The 15,570-nt window shown below is 72.1% G+C and carries 14 protein-coding genes (1 of these 14 running past the window's edge); 13 read left to right on the top strand and 1 reads right to left on the bottom strand.

The genetic code is table 11. The annotated features are described in order from the left end of the window. Nucleotides 1-24 precede the first annotated feature (24 nt). The 3 genes from BA062_RS22090 to pheT all read left to right on the top strand — a co-directional run bounded on the left by BA062_RS22090 (nt 25) and on the right by pheT (nt 4,629). Nucleotides 25-798, top strand: coding sequence for a TrmH family RNA methyltransferase (locus tag BA062_RS22090; RefSeq protein ID WP_210406959.1), 774 nt, complete (start codon nt 25-27; stop codon nt 796-798). Nucleotides 799-913: 115 nt separating this feature from the next. After that, nucleotides 914-1,981 (top strand): phenylalanine--tRNA ligase subunit alpha, encoded by a 1,068-nt coding sequence (gene pheS, locus BA062_RS22085; RefSeq protein WP_110339740.1) that lies wholly within the window; start codon nt 914-916, stop codon nt 1,979-1,981. A gap of 71 nt (nt 1,982-2,052) precedes the next feature. Next, nucleotides 2,053-4,629, top strand: a complete 2,577-nt coding sequence (gene pheT / locus BA062_RS22080; RefSeq protein ID WP_110339738.1) for a phenylalanine--tRNA ligase subunit beta — start codon at nt 2,053-2,055, stop codon at nt 4,627-4,629. A gap of 69 nt (nt 4,630-4,698) precedes the next feature. On the opposite strand, the gene BA062_RS22075 is transcribed toward pheT, so the two are convergent. Beyond that, nucleotides 4,699-5,400 (bottom strand): DNA alkylation repair protein, encoded by a 702-nt coding sequence (locus BA062_RS22075; RefSeq protein WP_110339737.1) that lies wholly within the window; start codon nt 5,398-5,400, stop codon nt 4,699-4,701. 204 nt (nt 5,401-5,604) lie between these two features. Here BA062_RS22075 and argC point away from each other — a divergent pair, with 204 nt between their 5' ends. From argC to tyrS, 10 genes are all read left to right on the top strand, one after another. Continuing rightward, nucleotides 5,605-6,633, top strand: a complete 1,029-nt coding sequence (argC, locus tag BA062_RS22070) for an N-acetyl-gamma-glutamyl-phosphate reductase (protein WP_110339735.1) — start codon at nt 5,605-5,607, stop codon at nt 6,631-6,633. Further along, nucleotides 6,630-7,781, top strand: coding sequence for a bifunctional glutamate N-acetyltransferase/amino-acid acetyltransferase ArgJ (gene argJ / locus BA062_RS22065; RefSeq protein WP_110339733.1), 1,152 nt, complete (start codon nt 6,630-6,632; stop codon nt 7,779-7,781). The genes argC and argJ overlap by 4 nt, the downstream gene beginning before the upstream one ends. After that, nucleotides 7,778-8,701 carry an acetylglutamate kinase gene (gene argB, locus BA062_RS22060; RefSeq protein WP_110339731.1) on the top strand — a complete coding sequence of 308 codons (924 nt, stop codon included), beginning with the start codon at nt 7,778-7,780 and terminating at the stop codon, nt 8,699-8,701. Before argJ ends, argB begins: the two co-directional genes overlap by 4 nt. Beyond that, nucleotides 8,701-9,894 (top strand): acetylornithine transaminase, encoded by a 1,194-nt coding sequence (locus BA062_RS22055; RefSeq protein ID WP_110339729.1) that lies wholly within the window; start codon nt 8,701-8,703, stop codon nt 9,892-9,894. Before argB ends, BA062_RS22055 begins: the two co-directional genes overlap by 1 nt. Before the next feature lies 1 nt (nt 9,895). Continuing rightward, a complete protein-coding gene (gene argF / locus BA062_RS22050; protein ID WP_110339727.1) occupies nt 9,896-10,825 on the top strand; it encodes an ornithine carbamoyltransferase in 930 nt (309 codons plus the stop codon). A 34-nt stretch (nt 10,826-10,859) separates the two neighbouring features. Continuing rightward, nucleotides 10,860-11,378, top strand: a complete 519-nt coding sequence (locus tag BA062_RS22045; protein ID WP_110339725.1) for an arginine repressor — start codon at nt 10,860-10,862, stop codon at nt 11,376-11,378. Continuing rightward, nucleotides 11,371-12,573, top strand: coding sequence for an argininosuccinate synthase (locus tag BA062_RS22040; RefSeq protein WP_110339723.1), 1,203 nt, complete (start codon nt 11,371-11,373; stop codon nt 12,571-12,573). Before BA062_RS22045 ends, BA062_RS22040 begins: the two co-directional genes overlap by 8 nt. A 51-nt stretch (nt 12,574-12,624) precedes the next feature. Continuing rightward, nucleotides 12,625-14,022, top strand: a complete 1,398-nt coding sequence (gene argH, locus BA062_RS22035) for an argininosuccinate lyase (protein WP_210406971.1) — start codon at nt 12,625-12,627, stop codon at nt 14,020-14,022. A gap of 97 nt (nt 14,023-14,119) precedes the next feature. Beyond that, entirely contained in the window at nt 14,120-14,746 is a 627-nt protein-coding gene (locus BA062_RS22030) for a DNA-3-methyladenine glycosylase (RefSeq protein WP_110339719.1), read from the top strand. 27 nt (nt 14,747-14,773) lie between these two features. Beyond that, a protein-coding gene (tyrS, locus tag BA062_RS22025; RefSeq protein WP_110339717.1) for a tyrosine--tRNA ligase crosses the window boundary here: on the top strand, nt 14,774-15,570 show its 5' portion. Its footprint extends 478 nt past the window's final position; 797 of the gene's 1,275 nt are visible here — the first part of the coding sequence; it begins with the start codon at nt 14,774-14,776; the stop codon falls past the right edge of the window.

Genomic DNA, 15,570 nt, shown 5'->3' with positions numbered 1-15,570 from the left:
GACGACCGACCCGGGGAGGTCACGGTGTTCACGCACCGGACGCCCCGGGTCGTTGCCGCCCGGCGCCTGACCACCCGGTCCGGCCGCGAGGAGGCGGGCCGCTTCCTCGCCGAGGGAGCGCGGGCCGTGCGCGAGGCGCTGCGGTACGGGCGCGTGCACGAGCTGTTCGTCACCGAGGCCGCCGCGGCCAGGCATCCGGACCTGCTCGACCAGGCACCCCGGGTGTCGCCGATCAACCAGCGGGCGGCCGAGCTGCTGTCGGAGACCGTGTCGCCGCAGGGCCTCGTGGCCGTGTGCGACACCGTCACCGTCGGGCTGGACACGGCGCTGGCCGGGTCGCCGCGCCTGGTCGCCGTGCTGGTCGGCATCGCCGATCCCGGCAACGCGGGCACCGTGCTCCGCGCCGCCGACGCCGCGGGTGCCGACGCGGTGATCTTCGCGGGCGACGCGGTGGACGTGCACAACGGCAAGTGCGTCCGCGCCTCCACCGGCAGCCTCTTCCACCTTCCCGTCGCCAGGGACCGCGACGTCGCCGCCGTGCTGGCCGCGTGCGCGCGGGCGGGGCTGCGCACCGTCGCCGCGCACGGCTACGCGGACGAGGACCTGCGCTCGGCGCCCGGCCTTGCGGAGCCGACGGCGTGGCTGTTCGGCAACGAGGCCCACGGGCTGCCCGAGGACGTGCTGGCCTCGGCCGACGCCGTCGTGAAGGTGCCCATCTACGGCAGGGCCGAAAGCCTCAACCTGGCCACCGCGGCCGCCGTCTGCCTTTACGCGAGCGCGTTGCGGAACGAGCCCTGACCGAGGGTGACCGCCGGGCGGCCAACCCGGATCACCTAGAATCTTCCCGTCCCTCCGCCACGTTCGCTCGCGCCTGCGTGGTGCTTCCAGAACCGTCTGCGGACGCCGAGGAGCCATGTCCGAAGCCTTCGACAAGCAAGAGTCCCCGCAGGTGGACCCGCTCGCCTCCGAGAAGCTCGCGGCCGCCGTCAAGGCGGCCGAGGAGGAGTTCGCCGCCGCCGCGGACCTCGACGCGCTGGCCGGTGTGAAGCCGGCCCACCTCGGCGACCAGGCGCCGCTGTCGCTCGCGCGCCGCGAGATCGGTTCGCTGCCCAAGGAGCGGAAGGCCGAGGCCGGCAAGCGGGTCAACGAGGCCAGGCAGACCGTCCAGGCCGCCTACGACGCCCGGCTCGCCGCCCTGCAGGCCGAGCGCGACGAGCGCGTGCTGCGGGAGGAGGCCGTCGACGTCACCCTGCCGTGGGACCGCGTCCCCCGGGGTGCGCGGCACCCGATCACGACCATCGCCGAGCGGGTCGCGGACGTCTTCATCGGCATGGGCTACGAGGTCGCCGAGGGCCCCGAGCTCGAAGCCGAGTGGTTCAACTTCGACGCGCTGAACTTCGGCAAGGACCACCCCGCCCGGCAGCTGCAGGACACGTTCTACGTCGGCGACGAGGACTCGAACCTCGTGCTGCGCACGCACACCTCGCCCGTGCAGGCGAGGGCGCTGCTGCACCGCGACCTGCCCGTCTACATCGTCTGCCCCGGCCGGACGTTCCGCACCGACGAGCTGGACTCCACGCACACGCCCGTGTTCCACCAGGTCGAGGGTCTCGCCGTGGACAAGGGCATCACGATGGCGCACCTCAAGGGCACGCTCGACGCGTTCGCGAGGGCGATCTTCGGTGAGGAGTCCGGCACGCGGTTCCGCCCGCACTACTTCCCGTTCACCGAGCCCTCGGCCGAGGTGGACGTGTGGTTCCCGGAGAAGAAGGGCGGCGCGGGCTGGGTCGAGTGGGGCGGCTGCGGCATGGTCAACCCCAACGTGCTGCGCGCCTGCGGCGTCGACCCCGACGTGTACTCGGGCTTCGCCTTCGGCATGGGCCTCGAGCGGACCCTGCAGTTCCGCAACGGCATCCCCGACATGCGCGACATGGTGGAGGGCGACGTGCGGTTCACCCTTCCCTTCGGGACGGAGGCGTGAATGGCTGACAATCGCGAAGCTGGTCGTTCGCGCCGACCGGGTGCGGGTGTCCCGCGAGAAGGAGTGGCGTAGTGCGAGTCCCCGTCAGCTGGCTGAAGGAGCACCTCGAGCTCAGCGACGACGTCACGACCGAGGCGCTGGTCGACGCGTTCGTGCGCATCGGCATCGAGGTCGAGGGCGTGGAGCCGCTCGGCACGGTCACCGGTCCGCTCGTGATCGGCCGCGTGGTCGAGATCGAGGAGCTCACCGAGTTCAAGAAGCCGATCCGGTACTGCCAGGTGGAGGTCGGCGACGCCGACCTCGATGAGGCGGACGACGATGCCGACTCCGACGACGACACCGCCGGGACCGGCGACGCGGCCGAGGACGCCGAGGAGGTCGACCCGACCCGCCCGCGCACCAACGGGATCATCTGCGGCGCCAGCAACTTCGCCGAGGGCGACCTGGTGGTCGTCGCGCTCCCGGGTGCGGTGCTGCCCGGCGACTTCACGATCTCGGCACGCAAGACCTACGGCCGCGTCAGCGAGGGCATGATCTGCTCGGCGAGGGAGCTGGGCCTCGGCGAGGACCACACCGGCATCCTCGTCCTGCCGTCGGGCACCGCGAGCCCCGGCGACGACGCCCGCGAGGTGCTCGACCTCGACGACACCGTGCTGGAGCTGGCTCCCACGCCCGACCGGGGCTACGCGCTGTCGATCCGCGGCCTGTCCCGTGAGCTGGCGTGCGCTCTGGACGTGCCGCTGGGCGACCCCGCCAAGATCGAGGTGCCGGAGGCCGAGGGCGAGGCCTGGCCCGTGCACATCGAGGACCCGGAGGGCTGCCGCCGCTTCGTGCTGCGCCGCGTGACGGGCCTCGACGCCGGCGCCCCGACGCCGTGGTGGATGCGGCGCAGGCTGCTGCTGTCCGGCATGCGCTCCATTTCGCTGGCCGTCGACGTCACCAACTACGTGATGCTCGAACTGGGCCACCCGCTGCACGCGTTCGACACCGGCTCCATCAAGGGCGACCTGGTGGTGCGCAGGGCCCGGCAGGGCGAGAAGCTCGTCACCCTGGACGACGCCGAGCGCGCGCTGGACCCCGACGACGTGGTGATCGCCGACGACAGCGGCGTCATCTCGCTGGCGGGCACCATGGGTGGCGCGAGCACCGAGATCAGCACGGACAGCACCGACGTGCTGCTCGAGGCCGCCCACTGGGACCCGCCGTCGATCAGCCGCACCGCGCGCAGGCACAAGCTGTTCTCCGAGGCGGCGAAGCGGTTCGAGCGCTTCACCGACCCGCAGCTGTGCGCGGTCGCGGTGGAGCGCGCGGCCAGGCTGCTGCGCCAGTACGGCGAGGGCAGCATCCGTCCCGGCCGCACCGACGTGGGCGAGGTCCCGCCGATGCCGGCCATCACGATGCCGATCAACCTGCCCGACCGGGTCGCCGGCGTGCGCTACGAGCGCGGCGTCACCGTCGGCCGCCTCACGCAGATCGGCTGCAAGGTCGCCGTCGGCACCGGCGACGACGGAACCGCGCTCGTCACGGCCGTGCCGCCGAGCTGGCGCGGCGACCTCGCGCAGCCCGCCGACCTGGTGGAGGAGGTGCTGCGGCTCGAGGGCTACGACAGCATCCCGTCCACGCTGCCGCCCGCGCCCGCGGGCCGGGGCCTGACCGAGACGCAGCGGCGCCGCCGCACGGTGTCGCGCGCGCTCGCCGAGGCGGGCTACGTCGAGGTGCTGCCCTTCCCGTTCGTCCCGGCCTCGGTCTGGGACGAGTTCGGGCTGCCCGCCGACGACGCCCGCAGGCGCGGCCTGACCGTCCGCAACCCGCTCGAGGCGGACAAGAACCAGCTGGCGACCTCCCTTCTGCCCGGTCTGCTGGAAACGGTGCAGCGCAACATCTCCCGCGGTTTCCGCGACCTCGCGCTCTTCCACATCGGCCAGGTGGTACTGCCCGGCGAGGGCCGCGCCGCCGCGCCCGACCCCGGCGTCGAGGCCCGCCCGAGCGACGAGGACCTGGCCGCGCTGGAGCGGGCGGTGCCCGCGCAGCCCCAGCACGTCGCCGTGGTGCTCACCGGCCAGCGCCGCCGCTCCGGCTGGTGGGGCGAGGGCGAGACCGCGAACTGGGCCGACGCCGTGCAGGCCGCCCGCACCATCGCCGAGGCGGGCGGGGTCGAGCTGCGCACCGAGGCCGCCGACCTGCCGCCGTGGCACCCGGGCCGCTGCGCCCGGCTGCTCGTCGGCGACGTCGCCGTCGGCCATGCCGGTGAGCTGCACCCCAAGGTCGTCGAGGCGCTCGGCCTCCCCAAGCGCACCGTGGCGATGGAGCTCGACCTCGACGCCGTGCCGCTGCGCGACTCCCGGCCCGCGCCGTCGATCTCGCCGTTCCCGCCCGTGCTGCTGGACGTGGCACTGGTGACCGGCGCCGACGTGCCGTCCGCCGACCTGGCCGCCTCGCTGCGCGAGGGCGCCGGCGAGCTGATCGAGGACGTCACCCTGTTCGACACCTACACGGGCGAGCAGGTGGGCGAGGGCAAGCGCTCGCTGGCGTACAAGCTGCGCTTCCGCGCGGCCGACCGGACCCTCACCGTCGAGGAGGCGACCCAGGCCCGCGATGCCGCCGTCGCCGCCGCGACCGAGCGGTTCGGCGCCGTTCTCCGCGGCTGACGGTGTCCCGGAGCGGCAGGGCTCCTGCCGCTCCGCAGGGCTGCTGCCGCTACGCGCCGAAATTGGCCGCTACGCGGTAGTGGTGGTGCTGCCCAGGTGCTTGAGCGCCTCCTTCCTGGAGAGCGGGGACAGCCCGGGGTGTCCGGTGACGAACGCGCGGACCCAGTCCGGGTCGGTGCGCGCGTACTGGCGCAGGGCCCAGCCGATGCCCTTGCGCAGGAAGAAGTCCGGGTCACCCACGTTGGCCTCCACGCAGTACGCGAGCAGGTCCGGGTCGGTGGCCTGCTTGGACCCCACTTGGCAGATGACGGCGGTCCGGCGTTTCCACCGGTCGCCGTCGCGGGCCCACGCGCGCACCAGCGGTGACACCGTCTCCGGGTCTGCCCTCAGGAGGGGACCGACGCGGCGGATCGCGATCTCGTCCACGAAGTCCCACCATGCCCCGGTGACGATCAGGTGCTCGTACAGCGGCAGCCGCTCCGGCGTCTGCCAGCGGGCGTAGGCGCGGTGGCCCGTGAGGTCGATGGCCAGGTACCGCTCCTCGCGGTGGGCCGCCTCGTCCCACAGCTGCCGGACCACGGATTCCCACACCGGCACGTCGGGCAGCGGGTACTCCGCGAACAGCCGGCGTCCAAGAAGCTCCCTGGCGGGCTTGGGCACCCCGTGGAACGGCAGCTCCGACTTCATGTACCGCCGCATGTCCGGCGCCTTGGCCGGGTTGGCCAGCTCCGCGAGGCCGTCCCGCACGGCTCGCACCAGCGGATGCGTCATCACCGGCCCGCCTTTCCTGTGGTCCCCGGTCACCGTGCTCGATCATCATGCCCCCGCGTGTCGTTCTCGTTGATGTCTTGCGACCGTAGAAGCGGGCACCGACAAGAACGGGCCTCCGGCCGCGAAGCGGCGCGAACGGAGCCGTCACCCCCGCCTAGGGAAACCCGTTTGATTGATATTGCGCAGTCATGCATAATCATGCGTATGACGGTGAAGGTTGCGGTGGCCGGTGCCACCGGATACGCGGGTGGGGAGCTCCTCCGCCTGCTGCTCGCCCACCCGGACATCGAGATCGGCGCACTGACCGCCGCGAGCAGCGCGGGCACGCCGCTGCGCCAGCACCAGCCGCACCTGGTGCCCCTCGCGGACCGGGTCGTCACGGAGACGACCCCCGAGAAGCTCGCCGGCCACGACGTCGTCTTCCTCGCGCTGCCGCACGGGCACTCCGCCCAGCTCGCGGCCCAGCTCGGCCCGGACGTCCTCGTCGTGGACCTCGGCGCCGACCACCGGCTCACCGAGGAGACCGACTGGCAGCGCTGGTACGGCGGCGACCACGCGGGCACCTGGCCCTACGGTCTGCCCGAGCTGCCCGGCGCCCGCGAGCGGCTCAAGGGCAGCAAGCGCATCGCCGTCCCCGGCTGCTTCCCGACCGGCGGCACGCTCGCGCTGGCGCCCGCGTTCGCCGCGGGCCTCGTCAAGCCCGAGGTCACGGTGGTAGCCGTCACCGGCACGTCCGGTGCGGGCAAGAGCCTCAAGCCGCACCTGCTCGGCTCCGAGGTGATGGGCTCGGCCAGTGCCTACGGAGTCGGCGGCGCCCACCGGCACACGCCGGAGTTCGCGCAGAACCTGAGCCTGGTCGCGGGCGAGCGGGTGACCGTGTCGTTCACGCCGGTGCTCGCGCCCATGCCGCGCGGCATCCTCACCACCGCGAGCGCTCCGCTCGCGGCCGACACCGACCTCGCCACGGTCAGGAGCGCGTACGAGAAGGCCTACGACGCCGAGCCGTTCGTGCAGCTGCTGCCCGAGGGAAGCTGGCCCACCACCGCGGCCACCGTCGGCTCCAACAACGTCCAGCTGCAGGTGGCCGTCGACGCCGACGCGGGCAGGCTCGTCGTCGTGGCCGCCATCGACAACCTCACCAAGGGCACCGCGGGCGGTGCCGTCCAGTCCATGAACATCGCGCTCGGACTGCCCGAGACCACGGGACTTCCGGCCGTAGGAGTCGCGCCATGACGATCACCTCTCCCCAGGGCTTCCGGGCCGCCGGGGTCACCGCGGGCCTCAAGGCCAGCGGCAAACCCGACGTCGCACTCGTCGTCAACGACGGACCCTCCGATGTCGCCGCCGCCGTGTTCACCACCAACCGCTGCAAGGCGAACCCCGTGCTGTGGAGCGAGCAGGTGATGCAGGGCAACAAGGCCAAGGCCGTCGTGCTCAACTCCGGCGGAGCCAACTGCTACACCGGTCCCGAGGGCTTCCAGAACACGCACGCCTCCGCGGAGCTGGTGGCCGACAAGCTCGGCATCGGCGCGATCGACGTCGTCGTGTGCTCCACCGGCCTCATCGGGGAGCAGCTGCAGGCAGACAAGCTCATGGCAGGCATCACCGACGCCGCGGCCGGGCTCTCCACGGCGGGTGGACCCGCCGCGGCCGAGGCGATCATGACCACCGACACCCGCAGCAAGGAGGCACTGCGCGAGGGCGGCGGCTGGAGCATCGGCGGCATGGCGAAGGGCGCGGGAATGCTCGCCCCCGCGCTGGCCACGATGCTCGTGGTCGTCACCACCGACGCACAGGTGGACGCGGACACGGCCGACCGCGCGCTGCGCGCCGCCACGAGGGTGACCTTCGACCGGCTCGACTCCGACGGCTGCATGTCCACCAACGACACCGTGCTGCTCATGTGCTCCGGCGCATCCGGGGTGACGCCGGACGAGGCCGAGTTCACCGCGCGGCTCACCGAGCTCTGCCACGACCTCGCCCAGCAGCTGCTCGGCGACGCCGAGGGCGCCGACCACGACATCGCGATCGAGGTCGTCAACGCGGCGACCGAGGACGACGCCGTCGAGGTGGGCCGCGCCATCGCGCGCAGCAACCTCTTCAAGACCGCCGTCTTCGGCAAGGACCCCAACTGGGGCCGCATCCTCGCCTCCGTCGGCACCACGAACGCGGCGTTCGAACCCGGCGCGCTCGACGTGGCGTTCAACGGCGTGTGGATCTGCAAGGACGGCCAGCCGGGCGAGCCCCGCGACAAGGTCGACCTGACCGAGCGCGCCGTGAGCGTGATCGTCGACCTCAAGGCGGGCGAGGAGAAGGCGACGATCTGGACCAACGACCTCACGCACGCGTACGTGCACGAGAACTCGGCGTACTCGACATGACGGGGGCGGAATCTCTGGTACCCGCCGACGAGCGGCTGGCCACGGCGGCGGAGAAGGCCGGTGTGCTGATCGAGGCGCTGCCGTGGCTGCAGCGGTTCCACGGCGCCACCGTGGTGATCAAGTACGGCGGCAACGCCATGATCGACGACGACCTCAAGCGGGCGTTCGCGCAGGACATGGTGTTCCTGCGCATCGCGGGGCTGCGGCCGGTGGTCGTGCACGGCGGCGGCCCGCAGATCACCGCGATGCTCGGCAGGCTGGGCATCGAGGGCGAGTTCAAGGGCGGCCTGCGCGTCACCACCCCGGAGACGATGGACGTGGTCCGGATGGTGCTGGTGGGCCAGGTCAGCCGCGAGCTGGTGGGCCTGATCAACGCGCACGGCCCGTACGCGGTCGGCATCTCCGGCGAGGACGGCAGGCTGTTCACCGCGGAGCGCAAGCACGCCACGGTCGACGGCGAGCCCGTGGACGTCGGGCTCGTCGGCGAGGTCGCGAGCGTCAACCCGGACGCCGTGCTCGACATCGTCAACGCCGGGCGCATTCCCGTGGTATCCACGGTGGCCCCCGACATCGACGGCGTGGTGCACAACGTCAACGCCGACACGGCCGCGGGCGCGCTCGCCGCGGCGCTCGGCGCGGAGAAGCTCGTGGTGCTCACCGACGTCGAGGGCCTCTACGCGAACTGGCCCGACCGCTCGTCGCTGATCGACCGCATCGAGGCCGACCGGCTGGAGGAACTGCTGCCGAGCCTCGCGAGCGGCATGATCCCGAAGATGGAGGCCTGCCTGCGGGCGATCAACGGCGGCGTCCGCAGGGCGCACGTGATCGACGGGCGGATCGCGCACTCGGTACTGCTCGAAGTGTTCACGTCGCGGGGCATCGGCACGATGGTCCTGCCGCAGGAGACAGGGGGAGCGTAGTGTCCAACCAGGACAAGCAGCAGCGGTGGCAGGCCGCGATGATGAACAACTACGGCACCCCGCAGCTGTCGCTGGAGCGCGGTGAGGGCGCCGTCGTGTGGGACGCCGACGGCAACCGCTACCTCGACCTGCTCACCGGCATCGCCGTGAACGCGCTCGGCCACGCCCACCCCGCCGTGGTGGAGGCCGTGACCAAGCAGATCTCCACGATCGGCCACACGTCGAACCTCTACATCAACGAGCCCGCGCTGAAGCTGGCCGAGCGGCTGCTCGACCTGTCGGGTGTGGACGGTGACGGCCGGGTGCTGTTCTGCAACTCCGGTGCCGAGGCCGTCGAGGCCGCGCTCAAACTGACCCGGCGCACCGGCCGCACGAAGGTGATCGCCACCGAGGGCGGTTTCCACGGCCGGACGATGGGCGCGTTGTCGCTCACCGGCCAGCCCGGCAAGCGCACACCGTTCGAGCCGCTGGTCCCCGGCGTCGAGCACATCCCCTTCGGTGACGTCGCCGCGCTGGAGGCCGCCGTCGACGGCGAGACCGCCGCGTTCGTCGTCGAGCCCGTCCAGGGCGAGAACGGCGTCGTCGTCCCCCCGGAGGGCTACCTGCAGGCCGCCCGCGCGATCACGGCGAGGCACGGCGCGCTGCTGGTGGTGGACGAGGTGCAGACGGGCATCGGCAGGCTGGGCAGCTGGTTCGCCTTCCACCAGGCCGGCATCGTCCCGGACGTCATCACGCTCGCGAAGGGGCTCGGCGGCGGACTGCCGCTCGGCGCGTGCATCGCCACCGGTGAGGCCGCGTCGCTGTTCGAGCCCGGCCAGCACGGCACGACCTTCGGCGGCAACCCGGTGTGCTGCGCGGCCGGGCTCGCGGTGCTCGACACGATCGCCGCCGACGGCCTGCTCGAACACGCATCCGGCCTCGGCAAGGAGATCGCCGCCGGCGTCGAAGACCTCGGTCACCCCCTGATCGGCGGGGTCAGGGGCTCGGGCCTGCTGATCGGTATCCTGCTGCGCGAGCAGGTGTCGGCCACGGTCGCCGCCGCGGCGCAGCGGGCGGGCCTGCTGATCAACCCGATCCAGCCCGACGTCATCCGGCTCGCCCCACCACTGGTCTTCAGCAACGAGCAGGCCGACGAGTTCCTGGCCGCGCTTCCCGGCGCACTCGACTCCACCACCACGAAGGACACCGACTGACATGCCTCGCCACTTCCTCCGCGACGACGACCTGAGCCCCGAGGAGCAACTCCAGGTCCTCGACCTCGCCGACGAGCTGAAGAAGCAGCCCTACCGCGACACGCTCGCGGGCCCGAAGGCTGCCGCCGTGATCTTCGAGAAGAACTCGACGCGGACCCGGTTCTCCTTCGAGGTCGGCATCGCGCAGCTCGGCGGGCACCCGGTGGTGGTCGACGGGCGGAGCATGCAACTCGGCCGCGAGGAGACCATCGAGGACACCGCGCGGGTGCTGTCGCGCTACGTCGACGTGGTGGTGTGGCGCACGTTCGCGCAGGCCCGCATCGACGCCTTCGCCTCGGTGGCGAGCGTGCCGGTGGTCAACGCGCTCACCGACGAGTTCCACCCGTGCCAGATCCTCGCCGACCTGCAGACGATCCGGGAGTACAAGGGCACCCTCGCCGGGCTGACCCTGACCTACCTGGGTGACGCGGCCAACAACATGGCCCACTCGCTGCTGCTCGGCGGCGTGACGGCGGGGCTGCACGTGCGGGTCGCGGCGCCGGAGGGCTTCCACCCGGCGCCGTGGGTGCTCGACGCGGTGGCCAAGCGAGCGGCGGAGACGGGCGGCAGCGCGACGGTGTTCACCGACCCGCACGCCGCGGTCGACGGCGCCGACGTGGTGACCACGGACGCGTGGACCTCGATGGGCCAGGAGAACGACGGCAAGGACCGGGTGCTGCCGTTCCGGCCGTACCAGGTCAACGCCGAGCTGCTGGCCCGCACCGGCCAGGACACGATCGTGCTGCACGACCTGCCCGCGCACCGGGGCTGGGAGATCACCGACGAGGTGCTCGACGGCCCGGCCAGCGCGGTGTGGGACGAGGCGGAGAACCGCCTGCACGCACAGAAGGCGCTGCTCGTCTGGCTGCTCGACCAGGTGGACCGACGATGAGCCGCGCCGACGTATTCCCTCCCGCGGAGGCGCCATGAGCAGAGCCGCCCGTCAGGCCAGGATCACCGAGCTGGTGTCCACGATGGCCATCCGCAGCCAGACCGAGCTGGCCAAACTGCTGGCCGCCGAGGGCATCGAGGTCACGCAGGCTACCTTGTCCAGGGACCTCGACGAGCTGGGCGCGGTGAAGCTGCGGGGCGCGGACTCCGGTGCGCCGGTGTACGTGATCCCCGAGGACGGCAGCCCGGTGCGGGGCGTGCAGGGCGGTACGTCCCGGTTGTCGCGGCTGCTGGCCGAGCTGATGGTCTCGGTGGACGCCTCGGGCAACCTGATGGTGCTGCGGACCCCGCCGGGGGCCGCGCAGTTCCTGGCCAGCGCGATCGACAGGGCGGCGCTGGAGGAGGTCGTCGGCTCGATCGCGGGCGACGACACGGTGGCGGTGATCGCCAGGGAACCGCTGTCGGGCAAGGACCTGGCAGGCCGCTTCGCCGCGATGGCGCAGCGATCGTCTACTTCGGACGTAAACGGTAGTGAGGAGAACAACCATGACTGACCGGGTGGTGCTCGCGTACTCGGGCGGGCTCGACACCTCGGTGGCGATCGGCTGGATCGCCGAGGAGACCGGCGCCGAGGTGGTGGCTGTGGCCGTCGACCTCGGCCAGGGCGGCGAGGACCTGGAGACCATTCGCAAGCGGGCGCTGGACTGCGGCGCCGTCGAGGCCGTCGTCGCCGACGCGCGCGACGAGTTCGCCGACCAGTACTGCCTGCCCGCGCTGCAGGCCAACGCGCTGTACATGGACCGGTACCCGCTGGTGTCGGCGCTGTCGCGGCCGGTGATCGTCAAGCACCTCGCCGAGGCCGCCAAGTACCACGGCGCGACCACCGTCGCGCACGGCTGCACCGGCAAGGGCAACGACCAGGTGCGGTTCGAGGTGGGCATCGGCGCGCTCGCGCCGGACCTGAACGTGCTCGCCCCGGTGCGGGACTTCGCGTGGACGCGGGAGAAGGCGATCGCCTACGCCGAGGAGCGCGACCTGCCCATCGACGTCACCAAGAAGTCGCCGTTCTCCATCGACCAGAACGTGTGGGGCCGCGCGGTCGAGACGGGGATCCTCGAGGACCTGTGGAACGCGCCGCCGAAGGAGGTCTACTCCTACACCCAGGACCCGACCGTCCACTTCCAGGCTCCCGACGAGCTGGTGATCACGTTCGACAAGGGCGTGCCGGTGGCCATCGACGGCAAGCCGGTGACGATGCTCGAGGCCATCCAGGAGCTCAACACCCGCGCCGGCGCGCACGGCATCGGCAGGCTCGACATGGTCGAGGACCGGCTGGTGGGCATCAAGAGCCGCGAGGTGTACGAGGCGCCTGGCGCGATCGCGCTGATCACCGCGCACCAGGAGCTGGAGAACGTCACCGTCGAGCGCGACCTCGCCCGGTTCAAGCGGCAGGTCGAGCAGCGCTGGGGCGAGCTGGTGTACGACGGCCTGTGGTTCTCGCCGCTGAAGGACGCGCTGGACGGCTTCGTCGCGAAGACCCAGGAGCACGTGACCGGTGAGATCCGCATGGTGCTGCACGGCGGCACCGCGACCGTGACGGGCCGGCGCAGCGACGAGTCGCTGTACGACTTCAACCTGGCGACCTACGACGAGGGCGACACCTTCGACCAGTCGCTGGCGAAGGGTTTCGTGCAGCTGTGGGGCCTGCCCAGCAAGATCGCGGCGAAGCGCCAGCAGAGCAAGAACTGACCGTTTCCGACAGAGAGTGACAGCGTGACCGAGAAGGACAGCGGGCAGCCGGTGGCCCTGTGGGGCGGGCGGTTCGCGAGCGGCCCTGCCGAGGCGATGGCGGCGCTCTCCGCCTCGACCCACTTCGACTGGCGACTGGCGCCCTACGACATCGCCGGCTCGCGGGCGCATGCCCGCGTGCTGCACCGGGCGGGGCTGCTCACCGGCGACGAGCTGGACGCGATGCTCGCCGCACTCGGCACGCTGGCCGACGATGTCGCGTCCGGCGCGTTCACGCCGACCATCGCGGACGAGGACGTGCACACGGCCCTCGAACGCGGTCTGCTGGAACGCGCCGGCGCGGAGCTCGGCGGCAAGCTGCGCGCGGGCCGCTCGCGCAACGACCAGGTGGCGACGCTGTTCCGGATGTGGCTGCGCGACGCGGCACGCCGGGTGGTCGCGGGCACGCTCGACGTCGTCGACGCGCTGGTCGCGCAGGCGGACCGGTACCCGGACGCGGTCCTGCCGGGCCGCACGCACCTGCAGCACGCGCAGCCCGTCCTGCTCGCGCACCACCTGCTGGCCCACGCCCAGTCGCTGCTGCGGGACGTCGGCAGGCTGCGCGACTGGGATGTCCGCGCCGCGGAGTCGCCGTACGGCTCGGGCGCGCTGGCCGGTTCGTCACTCGGCCTCGACCCCGAGGCCGTGGCGGAGGAACTGGGCTTCACCACGTCGGTGGAGAACTCGATCGACGGCACCGCCTCGCGCGACTTCGCCGCCGAGTTCGCGTTCGCGGTGGCGATGCTCTCGGTGAACCTCTCGCGGATCGCCGAGGAGGTCATCATCTGGAACACCGCCGAGTTCGGTTACGTCACCCTCGATGACGCGTGGGCCACCGGCAGCTCGATCATGCCGCAGAAGAAGAACCCGGACGTCGCCGAGCTGACCAGGGGCAAGTCGGGGAGGCTGATCGGCAACCTCACCGGGCTGCTCGCGACCCTCAAGGCGCAGCCGCTCGCGTACAACCGGGACCTGCAGGAGGACAAGGAGCCGGTCTTCGACTCCGTCGAGCAGCTCGAGCTGCTGTTCCCCGCGATCGCCGGGATGCTCGGCACGCTCACGTTCCACACCGAACGGCTGGCCGAGCTGGCGCCTGCCGGGTTCACGCTCGCCACCGACATCGCGGAGTGGCTCGTGCGGCAGGGTGTGCCGTTCCGCAGCGCCCACGAGGCGGCGGGCGAGTGCGTGCGGGTCGCGGAGGGGCGTGCCGCCGGGCTCGACGAGCTGACCGACGACGAGCTGGCGAAGATCCACCCTGCGCTCACCCCGAGCGTGCGCGAGGTGCTGACCGTCGAGGGCTCCGTGTCGTCGCGGGACGCGCGGGGCGGGACGGCGCCTGCGCGGGTCGCCGAGCAGCGCGACCGGCTCGTCGCGCGCCTGGCCGAGCACCGGTCGTGGGCGACAGGGTGACCGGCCGTCGCGGCGGGCTCCTAGAGTGGCGGCCGGAGTTTCCGACCGACACTGCTGGGGGAGCCGTGCCGTTTCCGACCGATCGGCCCGCATCGCGATGAGCCGTCAGCTCACGCGCGACGAGCTCGCCGTCGATCCCGTCGACCTCGCCAGGCGGCTGCTGGGCTGCGTGCTGGAGTCCCGCGGCGAGCAGGGCACCGTGCGGGTGCGGCTCGCCGAGGTCGAGGCGTACCGGGGGCTCGACGACCCGGCGTCGCACTGCTATCGGGGCCGTACCCCGCGCAACGATGTGATGTGGGGTCCGGCCGGGCACCTGTACGTCTACTTCGTCTACGGCATGCATTTCTGCGCCAACATCGTCGGGCTCACCGACGGGCAGCCGGGCGCGGTCCTGCTGCGCGCGGGCGAGGTGCTGGAGGGCACCGAGCTGGCGAGGTCGCGGCGGCCGACCGCGAGAGGCAACGGAGCCGTCGCGAAGGGCCCCGCGGTGCTGACGTCGGTGCTCGGTGTCGACCGCGCCCACAACGGCATCGACCTCACCGATCCGGACGCGTCCGTGCGCCTGCTCGACGGCCCGCGCGTGCCCGAGGAGCAGATCCGCACGGGCCCCCGGGTGGGGGTGGCCGCGGCGATGGACATCCCCTGGCGGTTCTGGATCGACGGGTCCCCGGCGGTCAGCACATACCGGCGTGGCGGCCGGGTTCGCGCCCGGGCTGAGGGGTGAACCGGGGCGTGGGGGAAAATCCAGTGCGTGAGTGAGCACATTCTTGACGAGCTGGCCTGGCGAGGGCTGATCACGCAGTCCACCGACCTCGACGCGCTGCGGCGCGATCTCGACGCGGGTCCGCTGGCGGTCTATATCGGGTTCGACCCGACCGCGCCGAGCCTGCACGCCGGTCACCTCGTACAGATGCTCGTGCTGCGGCGTTTCCAGAACGCCGGGCACCGGCCGGTGCTGCTCGCGGGCGGGGGCACCGGGCTGATCGGCGACCCCCGTGACGTCGGCGAGCGCACGCTGAACTCCGAGGAGACGGTCCGGGAGTGGGCGGAGCGGCTGCGCGGGCAGCTCGCGAAGTTCGTCGACTTCGACCACGCCGACGTGCCGCCCATCGAGGTCAACAACCTCGACTGGCTGGGCGCGATGTCCGTGCCGGTGTTCCTGCGCGACATCGGCAAGCACTTCTCCGTCAACACGATGCTCGCGCGGGAGACCGTCAAGCGCAGGCTCGAGGGCGACGGGATCTCCTACACGGAGTTCAGCTACATGCTGCTGCAGGCGACCGACTACCAGGAGCTGTACGAGCGGCACGGGGTCAAGCTGCAGATCGGCGGCTCCGACCAGTGGGGCAACATCGTCGCGGGCGTCGACCTGGTGCGGCGGGTGCACGGCGCGCAGGTGCACGCGGTGACCACTCCGCTGGTGACGGACTCCGAGGGACGCAAGCTCGGGAAGTCCACCGGGGGCGGCAACGTATGGCTCGATCCGGAGATGACCACGCCGTACGCCTGGTACCAGTACTTCCTCAACCTGCCCGACGCGAGCGTCGT

This window comes from Prauserella flavalba (assembly GCF_003202235.1).
Taxonomy (GTDB): domain Bacteria; phylum Actinomycetota; class Actinomycetes; order Mycobacteriales; family Pseudonocardiaceae; genus Prauserella_A; species Prauserella_A flavalba.
Note: the sequence above shows the minus strand (reverse complement) of the source record. Positions and strands in the feature narration are given on the sequence as shown.